This is a genomic window from Nocardia transvalensis NBRC 15921, from assembly GCF_000308875.1.
Taxonomy (GTDB): Bacteria; Actinomycetota; Actinomycetes; order Mycobacteriales; family Mycobacteriaceae; genus Nocardia; species Nocardia transvalensis.
Window position 1 is genome coordinate 1 of the sequence record NZ_BAGL01000038.1, and the last position, 11,671, is coordinate 11,671.

General features: G+C 71.0%; 9 protein-coding genes. All 9 read left to right on the top strand.

Going from position 1 to position 11,671, the window contains the following annotated elements:
- Nucleotides 1-1,115: Mur ligase family protein (locus ON41_RS11985; RefSeq protein ID WP_040747659.1), on the top strand; the 1,115-nt coding region annotated here is incomplete at its 5' end.
- A complete protein-coding gene (locus tag ON41_RS11990) occupies nt 1,112-2,599 on the top strand; it encodes a UDP-N-acetylmuramoyl-tripeptide--D-alanyl-D-alanine ligase (RefSeq protein WP_040747660.1) in 1,488 nt (495 codons plus the stop codon). The genes ON41_RS11985 and ON41_RS11990, both read left to right, overlap by 4 nt.
- Complete coding sequence (gene mraY, locus ON41_RS11995) at nt 2,596-3,672, top strand: phospho-N-acetylmuramoyl-pentapeptide-transferase (RefSeq protein ID WP_040747661.1); 1,077 nt, start codon at nt 2,596-2,598, stop codon at nt 3,670-3,672. Before ON41_RS11990 ends, mraY begins: the two co-directional genes overlap by 4 nt.
- A 49-nt stretch (nt 3,673-3,721) precedes the next feature.
- Nucleotides 3,722-5,170 carry a UDP-N-acetylmuramoyl-L-alanine--D-glutamate ligase gene (murD, locus tag ON41_RS12000; RefSeq protein WP_040747662.1) on the top strand — a complete coding sequence of 483 codons (1,449 nt, stop codon included), beginning with the start codon at nt 3,722-3,724 and terminating at the stop codon, nt 5,168-5,170.
- Between the two features lie 76 nt (nt 5,171-5,246).
- Nucleotides 5,247-6,713 carry a putative lipid II flippase FtsW gene (gene ftsW, locus ON41_RS12005; RefSeq protein ID WP_040747663.1) on the top strand — a complete coding sequence of 489 codons (1,467 nt, stop codon included), beginning with the start codon at nt 5,247-5,249 and terminating at the stop codon, nt 6,711-6,713.
- Between the two features lie 56 nt (nt 6,714-6,769).
- The gene (gene murG / locus ON41_RS12010; protein ID WP_040747664.1) at nt 6,770-7,879 is read left to right on the top strand and encodes an undecaprenyldiphospho-muramoylpentapeptide beta-N-acetylglucosaminyltransferase; all 1,110 of its coding nucleotides are present in this window, start codon (nt 6,770-6,772) and stop codon (nt 7,877-7,879) included.
- A 56-nt stretch (nt 7,880-7,935) separates the two neighbouring features.
- The gene (gene murC / locus ON41_RS12015; protein ID WP_051161286.1) at nt 7,936-9,381 is read left to right on the top strand and encodes a UDP-N-acetylmuramate--L-alanine ligase; all 1,446 of its coding nucleotides are present in this window, start codon (nt 7,936-7,938) and stop codon (nt 9,379-9,381) included.
- Nucleotides 9,378-10,079, top strand: a complete 702-nt coding sequence (locus ON41_RS12020) for a cell division protein FtsQ/DivIB (protein ID WP_246829506.1) — start codon at nt 9,378-9,380, stop codon at nt 10,077-10,079. The genes murC and ON41_RS12020 overlap by 4 nt, the downstream gene beginning before the upstream one ends.
- A gap of 357 nt (nt 10,080-10,436) precedes the next feature.
- Entirely contained in the window at nt 10,437-11,660 is a 1,224-nt protein-coding gene (gene ftsZ, locus ON41_RS12025; RefSeq protein WP_040747665.1) for a cell division protein FtsZ, read from the top strand.
- Nucleotides 11,661-11,671: the final 11 nt, after the last annotated feature.

Consider the following 11,671-nt stretch of genomic DNA (forward strand, 5'->3'; position numbering starts at 1 on the left):
AGACCCGCATCGGCGGGCAGCGGGTGCCCAGCGCGCTCACCACGCCGGAGGCTCCGCAGCTGCACGCGATGTTCGCGCTGATGGTCGAGCAGGGCGTGCAGGCCGTGGTGATGGAGGTGTCCAGCCACGCGCTGGCGCTGGGCCGGGTCGACGGGGTGCGATTCGCGGTGGGCGCCTTCACCAACCTGTCGCAGGACCACCTGGACTTCCACGCCGACTTCGAGGACTATTTCGCCGCCAAACGCCGCCTGTTCGATCCCGAATCGCCGGTGGCCGCGCAACGCAGCGTGATCTGCGTCGACGACGCCTGGGGCCGCCGCCTGGCCCGCGAGGTCGGCGGCCGCGCCCCGGTGGTGACGGTGGCGACCGAGGACAGCCCGACCGGCGAGGACGAACCGGACTGGCGCGCCCTCGGGGTGTCGGCGGACGGCGGCGAGCAGCTGTTCACCGCCGCGGGCCCGCACGCGAAGGTGCCGGTGCGGCTGCGGCTTCCGGGTCGCTACAACATCGCCAACGGGTTGCTGGCGGTCGCGGTGTGCGCGGCGGCCGGCGCCGACGCGGCGACCGCGGCCGAGGCTCTGGCCACCGTCGACGTGCCGGGCCGGATGCAGCGCGTGGAGCGCGGCCAGGACTTCCTGGCGATCGTGGACTACGCGCACAAGCCGGCCGCGGTCGAATCGGTGATCGCCACGATGCGCGAGCACGTGAAGGGCTCCGGCGGCCGCCTGGCCGTGGTGGTCGGCGCGGGCGGCGATCGCGACGCGGGGAAGCGGCCTCTGATGGGCGCCACCGCGGCCCGCGGCGCCGACCTGCTGATCATCACCGACGACAATCCGCGCAGCGAGGATCCGGCCGCCATCCGCGAGGCGATCCGCGGCGGCGCGCTGGGGATCGCGGAGACCGAACGCGGCGAGGTCACCGAGATCGGCGACCGGGCCGCGGCGATCACCGCCGCCGTGGACTGGGCACGCCCCGGTGACGTGGTGCTGGTGGCGGGGAAGGGACACGAGACTGGGCAGGAGATTGCGGGTGTGAAGTATCCGTTCGACGACCGCGAGGTGCTGGCGGAGGCCCTCTCTCGGAAAACGACCGCGAAGGACCTGACGGTTTCATGATCGAGATGACTCTGCGGGAGATCGCGGACGTCGTCGGCGGCACGCTGCACGATGTACCCGATCCCGCGGTGACGGTGACCGGTGCGGTCGAATTCGATTCGCGCCGAATCAATTCCGGGGATCTGTTCCTGGCGATGCCCGGCGAGCACGCGGACGGGCACGATTTCGCCGCCCGCGCCGTCGCCGCCGGTGCGGTGGCCGTGCTGGCCGCGCGGCCGGTCGGTGTCCCGGCCATCGTGGTGGACCCGCTGCCGGTCACCGGCAGCAGGGCGCTGGTTCTGGCCCACGATCACGACGGATCCGGCGCGGCCGTCCTCGCCGCGCTGGCGAAGCTGGCCCGCGTGAGTATCGATCGACTCGCCAGCGGTGGCCTCACGGTCATCGGGGTGACCGGATCCTCGGGCAAGACCTCGACCAAGGACCTGCTGGCGACCGTGCTGGCCCCGCTCGGACCGGTGGTGGCCCCGCCGGGTTCGCTGAACAACGAACTCGGGTACCCGTGGACGGTGCTGCGCGCGAACGCCGAAACCCGCTTCCTGGTGCTCGAGATGTCCGCCCGCGGCGTAGGACACATCAAGGCGCTCGCCGAGACCGCACCGCCGTCCATCGGCGTAGTGCTCAATGTCGGTACCGCGCACCTGGGCGAGTTCGGGAGCCGCGAGGCGATCGCCCAGGCCAAGGGTGAACTGGTGGAAGCGCTTCCACCGTCCGGCGTCGCGGTGCTCAACGCCGACGACCCGAACGTCGCGGCCATGGCGAACCGCACGGGGGCCCGCGTGGTCACCGTCGGCCAGTCGTCGGAGGCGGACGTGCGGGCCACCGACGTGGTCCTCGACGACGACGCGCGCGCCCGATTCACCCTGCACGCCAAGGGTTCCCGCATCGACATCCGGCTGGCCGTCCACGGCGAGCACCAGGTCGGCAACGCGCTGTCGGCCGCCGCGGTGGCGCTGGAGTGCGGCGCCGACCTCGAGACGGTCGCGCGGGCGCTGTCGGACGCGCGGATCGTCTCGGCGCACCGCATGGACGTGCGGACCCGCGCCGACGGCGTCACCGTCGTCAACGACTCCTACAACGCCAACCCGGATTCGGTGCGCGCGGCGCTCAAGGCGCTGGTGAGCATGGCGAAAACCGCCGACCGCCGGACCTGGGCGGTGCTCGGCGAAATGGCCGAGCTGGGCGAGGATTCGATCATCGAGCACGACCGCATCGGGCGGCTGGCGGTGCGCCTGGACGTGGACCGGCTGATCGTGGTCGGCGACGGGCGTCCGGCGCACGCGTTGCACCAGGGTGCGGTCATGGAAGGTTCGTGGGGTGAGGAGTCGATCCTCGTGCCCGATATCGACGCCGCGATCGCGGTGCTGGACAACGAGATCACGGCGGGTGATGTAGTGCTGGTGAAGGCGTCGAACTCCGCCGGTCTGTGGGCGGTCGCGCAGCATCTGACCGCCGCCGCCCGTGAGACCACGGAGGCGGCGGGATGAGACAGATTCTATTCGCGGCGGGTATCGCGCTGGCGGTATCGATCCTCCTGACGCCGCTGCTGATCCGGATGTTCGCCCGGCGCGGCTTCGGGCAGGAGATCCGCGTCGACGGGCCGGAGAGCCATCAGGCCAAGCGCGGCACCCCGACCATGGGCGGCGTGGCGATCCTCGTCGGCCTGTGGGCGGGCTACTGGGGGTCGCACCTCATCGGCATCGGCTACAAGGCCGAGGGGCCGACGGTCTCGGGCCTGCTGGTGCTGTCGCTGGCGACGGCGCTCGGCGCGGTCGGCTTCATCGACGACTTCATCAAGCTCCGCAAACAGCGCAACCTGGGCCTCACCGCGGCCGGCAAGTACCTCGGGCAGCTCACGGCGGCAATCGTTTTCGGCGTGCTGGCGCTGCAGTTCCCGGGCGCCAACAAGCAGACCCCGGCCAGCCGCCACCTCTCCTACGTCCGCGACATCACCACGGTGTCGATGGGCGTCATCGTCTTCCTGGCCTTCGTCTGCCTGGTGGTGGTGGCCTGGTCGAACGCCGTGAACCTCACCGACGGCCTGGACGGGCTGGCCGCGGGGTCGATGAGCCTGGTGCTGGGCGCGTACGTGATCATCACCTTCTGGCAGTACCGCAACGCCTGCTCGGTGCACGCCGAGGCCGGCTGCTACAACGTGCGCGATCCGCTGGACCTGGCGCTGGTGTGCGCCGCGGGCGGGGCCGCCTGTATCGGATTCCTGTGGTGGAACGCGGCTCCCGCGAAGATCTTCATGGGCGATACCGGCTCTCTCGCGCTCGGCGGCCTGATCGCCGGACTGTCGGTCACCACCCGCACCGAACTGCTGATGATCGTGATCGGCGCGCTGTTCGTGGCCGAGACCGCGTCGGTGGTGCTGCAGGTGGCGGTCTATCGCACGACCCGCAACCGATTGTTCAAGATGGCGCCGTTCCACCACCACTTCGAACTCAGCAAATGGGCCGAGACTACCGTGATCATTCGGTTCTGGCTGCTGGCCGGCATAGCGTCGGCGGTCGGACTGGGATTGTTCTACAGCGAATACCTCTCTCAGGTCGGGTAAAGCAGCGATGGTCGAACACACTCCGCGGGCCCTGCGTTCACCGGGGCCGATGCTCGAATTCCTGCGTGGCCGCGACGTCCTCGTCGCGGGCTGGGGGGTGTCGGGCAGGTCGTTGATCGAACCGCTGCGCGATATCGGCGCCCGGCCCGTGGTCACCGACGCCGGCGAGAAGGCGATGGCCGAGGCGGCCGAACTCGGGCTCACCACCGCCACCGGGGACGAACTCCTCGAGCCCGCCGCTCTCGACCGGTTCGCGCTGGTGATCACCAGTCCGGGGTGGCGGCCGGATTCGCCGGTGCTGGTCTCCGCGGTGACCGAGGGCATTCCGGTCTGGGGCGACGTCGAATTCGCCTGGTGGGTGGATCAGGCCCGGCTCTACGGCCCGGCCCGCAAGTGGCTGGTGATCACCGGCACCAACGGCAAGACGACCACCACCCAGATGACCCACGCGATCCTGCGCGCGGCCGGTATCCCCAGCGTCGCCTGCGGCAATATCGGCCTGCCGATCCTGGACGCGCTGCGGCGCAATCCGGGTCCGCAGATCCTGGCCGTGGAACTGTCGTCGTTCCAGCTGCACTGGGCGCCGTCGGTGCGCCCGGAGGCGGGCGTCGTGCTGAATGTCGCCGAGGACCACCTGGATTGGCACGGCGGCCTGGACGCCTACGCCGCCGCCAAGGCGCGCGCGCTGACCGGCCGCGTCGGCGTGGTCGGGCTGGACGATCCGGTCGCCGCCGCGCTGGCGCGCAAGTCCAAGGCCCGCCGCACCGTCGGCTTCCGGGTGGGCGTGCCCGCCGACGGCGAGCTGGGCGTGGTCGACGGCAAACTCCTCGACCGCGCGTTCACCAAGGCCGCGATCCTCGCCGAGACCGGCGACATCAGCCCGGCCGGTCCGGCGGGCGTCGCCGACGCGCTGGCCGCGGCGGCGCTGACCCGATCCATCGATGTGGCACCGCAATTCGTCAAGGAGGGCCTGCAGGAGCACAAGGTCGGCCCGCACCGTGCCGCCCTGGTCCGCGAGCTGGGCGGGGTGACCTTCGTGGACGACTCCAAGGCCACCAACCCGCACGCCGCGCGGTCCTCGATCCTCGCGCACTCCCAGGTGGTGTGGCTGGCCGGCGGCCTGCTCAAGGGCGCGCACGTCGAGGACCTGGTCGAGGAGGCCGCCGATCGGCTCGTCGCGGCCGTGCTGTTCGGCCAGGACGCCCCGGTCGTCGCCGCCGCGTTGGCGCGACACGCGCCCGATGTCCCGGTCGTGGAGCTCGGTTCGGGTGACGATGCTGTGATGGGTGTGGAACTCACGTCCGAGATCGACGGCGCGGACGCGGTGATGGCGCGGGCCGTGCGCATCGCCGCCGGCTATGCCCGCCGCGGAGATACGGTGCTGCTGGCCCCCGCCGCGGCCTCCCTGGACATGTTCGCCGACTACACCCACCGCGGCCGCAGTTTCGTCGCGGCGGTGCAGGCGCTCGACGAGAGAGATATCGGGAGCCCGCAGTGAGTGAGCGCAACGAGCGAACCATAGACACAGCCGACCGCTCGGTCGGGCCGGAGCCGAGCGCCGGCGAGGCGGAGGCATGACCGAGCCGGCGCGCAAGCAATCCGGTACCTGGTTCGGGGCCTGGCTGGCGCGCCCGCTGGCGGACTTCCATCTGGTGGTCACCATCGCCACGTTGCTCACCATGCTCGGGCTGGTGATGGTGCTGTCGGCGTCGAGCGTCGAGTCGTACGCCGACGGCGGATCGGCCTACAAGCTGTTCATCCAGCAGGCGCTGTTCGCGGTGATCGGCGCGGTGCTGTTCTATCTGGCGCTGCGGCTGCCGCTGCGCCGGTTGCGACAGCTGTCGTTCCCGTTGTTCGCGATCTCGCTGCTGCTGCTCGTGCTGGTGCTGATTCCCGGCATCGGCTCGCAGGTACAGGGCTCGCGGCGCTGGTTCGACCTCGGCTTCGCCTCGGTGCAGCCGTCCGAACTGGTCAAGGTGACGCTGATCATCTGGGGCGCGCACCTGCTGGCGGCGCGGCGCTCGGAGCACGCGAACTACAAGGAGATCATGGTGCCGCTGGTGCCGGCGGGCCTGCTCGCCTGCCTGCTGGTGGTGCTGGAACCCAACCTGTCGACGACCATCGCGCTGGGCATGATCCTGGCGGCGCTGCTGTGGTTCGGCGGGCTGCCGGTGCGGCTGTTCGTGACCATCGCGATTTCGGGTGTGATCGCCGCGGGCGTGCTGGCGCTGTCGGCGGGATACCGCTCCGACCGCATGCGCGCGTTCTTCAACCCCGGCGACGATCCGCAGGGCATCGGCTACCAGGCGCGGCAGGCGCTGTTCTCCCTCGCCGACGGCGGCATCTGGGGCCGCGGGCTGGGACAGAGCCGCGCGAAGTGGAGCTATCTGCCCAACGCGCACAACGACTTCATCTTCGCCATCATCGGTGAGGAGCTGGGATTCCTCGGCTGCGCACTGGTATTGGGCCTGCTGGCGCTGTTCGCGCACACCGGCCTGCGCATCGCGAGCCGGTCGGTGGATCCGTTCCTGCGCCTGCTCACCGCGACCGCGACCTTCTGGATCACCGGCCAGGCGCTGATCAACATCGGCTACGTGGTGGGCTTGCTCCCGGTGACCGGCCTGCAGCTGCCGCTGGTCTCGGCGGGCGGCTCGTCGCTGGCGATCACGCTGCTCATGTTCGGCATCATCGCCAACGCCGCTCGGCACGAACCGGAGGCGGTGTCGGCCCTGCACAACGGCCAGGACGGCCGGTTCAGCCGGCTGCTGCGGCTGCCGAAGCCGGAGATGTACTCCGCGGCCCGGGCCCAGGCGGCGCGCAGCCGTTCCGGAGTGCGCCCCTCTCCGCCGCGGCGCGAACTGTCGGCGGGCGACCGCCGGGGCGCCGGTCGGCGGGGTGGTGCGGACCCCGCGCCGCGGCGCTCGATAGATTCGGAGTCCGGCCGGCGCGAGAGCCGCAGCACCAGTTCGTGGCGCTCCACGCGGGCCTGGGAGCCGAGCTATCCGATGAAACATGCGAGAGAACGGGGTAATTCGAGGTGACAACCGGCGGGAGCGTCAGGTCCGGTGCGGAAAGACCTGGGGGACGGGCACTCTCGGTGATAGTCGCGGGCGGCGGCACCGCCGGCCATATCGAACCCGCCATGGCGGTCGCCGACGCGCTGCGCCGGCTGGACCCGTCGATCCGGATCACCGCGCTGGGTACCGCGCGCGGCCTGGAGACCACGCTGGTGCCCGAACGCGGCTACGACCTCGAGCTGATCCCGCCGGTGCCGTTGCCGCGCAAGCCGACCGGTGATCTGCTGCGGCTGCCCGGCCGGGTGCGGTCGTCGGTGGCGCGCGCCCGCGCGGTGATCGATGCCGTGGACGCCGATGTCGTCGTCGGTTTCGGCGGATACGTGGCGCTGCCCGCGTACCTGGCCGCGGGTCGCGGGGCCCGGCGTCGGCGCCCGGTGCCGGTGGTCGTGCACGAGGCGAATGTGAAGGCGGGCATCGCGAACAAGGTGGGCGCGCGGCGGGCGGCACGGGTGCTGGCCGCGGTCGCGAACTCCGGTGTGCGCGCGCCCGGCCGCGCCGATGCCGAGATCGTGGGCATCCCGGTGCGCGAGACCATCGCGACGCTGGATCGCGCGGCGCTGCGGACGGAGGCGCGCGCGCACTTCGGGCTGCCGGACGAGGGCCCGGTGCTGCTGGTGTTCGGCGGATCGCAGGGCGCGCGGCGGCTCAACGAGGCGGTCTCGGCGGCCGCGGCGCAGCTGACGGCCGCGGGGATCTCGGTGCTGCACGCGCACGGACCCAAGAACACCCTCGAGATCACCGGCGTCGATCCGGCGGGCGCCGCGAAATACGTTGCCGTGCCCTATCTGTCGCGCATGGATCTGGCCTACGCCGCCGCCGACGCGACGGTGTGCCGCTCCGGCGCGATGACCGTCGCGGAGGTGTCCGCGGTCGGCCTGCCGGCGTTCTACGTGCCGCTGCCGCACGGCAACGGCGAACAGGAACTCAACGCCCGGCCCATCGTGGCTCAGGGTGGTGGCAGAATCGTCCCCGACTCGGAGTTGACCGGGAAATACGTGATCGACGAGGTGATTCCGCTGCTCACCGATCGGGAGCGGCTGTCGGGGATGGCGGTGGCGGCCGCCGGTGCCGGGCATCGCGAGGCCGCCGACGCGGTGGCGCGGATCGTGGCGGAGGTGGCCGGGCGGTGACGGAGACGAAGGACGGCGACGGCAACGACCTGCCGCCACTGCTGCGGCGGGTGCACATGGTGGGCATCGGCGGCGCCGGCATGTCCGGTATCGCGCGCATCCTGCTGTCGCGCGGCGGCGCGGTGTCCGGGTCCGACGCCAAGGAGAGCCGCGGCGTGCTGGCGCTGCGCGCGCGGGGCGCCGAGGTCCGCATCGGTCACGACGCCGGCGCGCTGGACCTGTTGCCCGGCGGGCCGACGGCGGTCGTGACCACGCTCGCGGCCATTCCCAAGACCAATCCCGAACTGGTGGAGGCGAACCGGCGCGGCGTGCCGGTGCTGCTGCGCCCGGCGGTGCTCGCCGAACTCATGCGCGGCCACCACACGCTGCTGGTGTCGGGCACGCACGGCAAGACCTCGACCACCTCGATGCTGGTGGTGTCGTTGCAGCACTGCGGGTTCGACCCGTCGTTCGCCGTCGGCGGCGAACTCAACGAGGCCGGCACCAACGCCCACCACGGCTCCGGCGGCTTCTTCGTCGCCGAGGCCGACGAGTCCGACGGCTCGCTGCTGCAGTACGACCCGGACGTCGCGGTCATCACCAATATCGAATCCGACCACCTCGACTTCTTCGGCACCGCCGAGGCCTACATCCAGGTCTTCGACGATTTCGTGGCGCGGCTGCGGCCGGGCGGCCTGCTCGTGGTGTGCCTGGACGATCCGGGCTCGCGGGCGTTGGCCGAACGCGTCGCCGCGCGCCGGCAGGCCGGGGAACTCGACATCCGCGTACTCGGTTACGGCTCCGGCGAATCCGACGGCGCGCCGGTCCCTATCGGGGTGTGGCTGCTGTCGTGGGAGCCCCGCGACGTCGGCGGCGTGGTCACCTTCCAGTTCGCCGACGAGTCCACGCCGCGCACGCTGCGTCTGGCGGTCCCGGGGCGGCACATGGCGCTGAACGCGCTGGCCGCGCTGCTGGCGGCGCGCGACGCCGGGGCCGACACCGACGAGGTCCTGCAGGGCCTGGAGGGTTTCGGGGGAGTGCACCGGCGCTTCCAGTTCGTCGGCCGGGAGAACGGCGTGCGCGTCTTCGACGACTACGCCCACCATCCCACCGAGGTGCGGGCGGTGCTCGGCGCCGCCGCCGAACTCGTCCAGCAGGAGGCCGCCGACGGCGCCCGGTCCCGGCAGGGCAAGGTGATCGTGGTCTTCCAGCCGCACCTGTACAGCCGGACCGCCACGTTCGCGGAGGAATTCGGCGCGGCGCTCGACCTCGCGGACGAGGTGGTGGTGCTCGACGTCTACGGCGCCCGCGAGAAGCCGCTGCCGGGCGTGAACGGCGCCCTGGTCGCCCAGTCGGTCACCAAACCCGTGCACTACCAGCCGGATATGTCGCGGGTCGGGAAGCAGGCCGCGAATCTGGCCCGCCCCGGCGATGTCGTGATCACCATGGGCGCGGGCGATGTGACCATGCTCGGCGGGCAGATCCTCGACGGGCTGCGGGTGCGCCCGCCGACGGGCCGGTGAACACGGTGCGCGACCGCGCGCGGTGGGCCGCGGATCTCCCGGTCCGCCGCATCGCGCTGTGGGGCGTGCCGGTGGTCGTTCTGGTCTTGATCCTGCTGGTGGTCGCGTACTTCACCCCGGCGCTCGCGGTGCGAACCGTGCGGATCGAGGGCCTGCGGACCGTGCCCGAGCAGCAGGTGCGCGACGCGCTGAAGGTTCCGGAGGGGCGCTCGATGCTGCGCATCGACACCGACGCGATGGCCCGGCGGGCGGCCGCCATTCCGAAGATCCATTCGGCGCGGGTGCAGCGGACGTTCCCTTCGACCGTGCGGATCACGGTCGAGGAACGCACCCCCGCGGTGTATTTCGAGAGCCCGCAGGGAACACACCTGCTCGACGGCGACAGTGTCGAATACGCGGTCGAGCCCCCGCCGCCCGGCGTGCCGAAGCTGACGACCGCCCATCCGGGCGGTAGCGACCCGGTCACTCGGGCGGCCGTCGCGGTGCTCGACGCGGCCCCGCCGGGGTTGCGGGCGCAGGTGGGAGAGGTTGTGGCGCGGTCGGTTTCGGATATCGAACTGCGCCTGACCGACGACCGCACCGTCCTGTGGGGCGGGCCGGACGATTCGGTGCGCAAGGCCGCGGTGGTGCTGCCGGTGCTGACTCGCGACGGCACGGTATTCGACGTATCGAGCCCCGATCTGGTAACGGTAAAGTGAGTGATACCCGTTGTGCCTACGGGGTTTTCGGTGACGGTCCACGGCAGCCACCGAAGTTTCGCGGGCACCAGGAACGATTCCCCGTGCTCGGGGCGGCCGTTCGCGATACGATGCGGGGCGGGCTCGAACGAGATGGATCACATAAGATTCTCACGCTCGTTTCGGCGCGCCTGCGCGCGGATTGCGGCGGGTACGAATAGCGTTCCGCAGCAGTCGGATACTTGACATAACGATAACCCTATCGTTGAGGTTTAGGGTTTGCCCGGATGAAAGCCCGGGTTCGCTCGGACCGAACGGTCGGTGTTCTGACAGGGATCCGAACACGACAGGCTTTAGATCGAAGGAAGGCGAGAGCCCATGACGCCCCCGCACAACTACCTTGCAGTGATCAAGGTCGTCGGTATCGGCGGCGGCGGCGTGAATGCCGTCAACCGGATGATCGAACAGGGACTCAAGGGAGTCGAGTTCATCGCGGTCAATACGGACGCGCAGGCCCTGCTGATGAGCGATGCGGACGTCAAACTGGACGTAGGTCGTGAACTCACCAGGGGTCTGGGCGCCGGTGCGGATCCGGAGGTGGGCCGCAAGGCCGCCGAGGATCACAAGGACGAGATCGAAGAGGTGCTCAAGGGCGCCGACATGGTCTTCGTCACCGCCGGTGAGGGCGGCGGCACCGGCACCGGCGGCGCGCCGGTGGTGGCCAGCATCGCCCGCAAGCTGGGTGCGCTGACCATCGGTGTCGTGACGCGGCCGTTCTCGTTCGAGGGCAAGCGCCGCAGCAACCAGGCCGAGTCGGGGATACAGTCCCTGCGCGAGTCGTGCGACACCCTGATCGTGATCCCCAACGACCGGCTGCTGCAGCTCGGCGACGCCGCGGTGAGCCTGATGGATGCCTTCCGCTCCGCGGACGAGGTACTACTCAACGGTGTTCAGGGCATCACCGACCTGATCACCACCCCGGGCCTGATCAACGTCGACTTCGCCGACGTCAAGAGCGTCATGTCCGGTGCGGGCTCGGCGCTGATGGGCATCGGGTCCTCGCGAGGGGAGGGCCGGTCGGTCAAGGCCGCCGAGTCGGCGATCAACTCCCCGCTGCTGGAGGCGTCCATGGACGGCGCCCACGGCGTACTGCTGTCGATCGCGGGCGGATCGGATCTGGGGCTGTTCGAGATCAACGAGGCCGCCTCGCTGGTGCAGGAGGCCGCGCACATCGAGGCCAACATCATCTTCGGCACGGTCATCGACGATTCGCTCGGCGACGAGGTGCGCGTGACGGTGATCGCGGCCGGCTTCGACGGCGGCACCCCCGCCCGGCGGATCGACTCCACCGGTCGCTCCACGATCGGCTCGGCCCGCGCCGGCGAACTCGGCTCGGCCTCGACGCGCGGTTCCGACTACAGCAGCACCCGCTCCACGGAGTCGGCCCCCGCGCCCGCTCCGGTCCAGCGCGGCCCGGCCCCGTCCTACGAGCCCCGCCCGGCCAGCGAGCCGACGGTCGCCCACAACTCCCGCAACCACATCCAGCCGCCGGACGAGGACACGGACGACGACGTCGACGTGCCGTCGTTCATGCGCCGCTGAACTCACCCCTA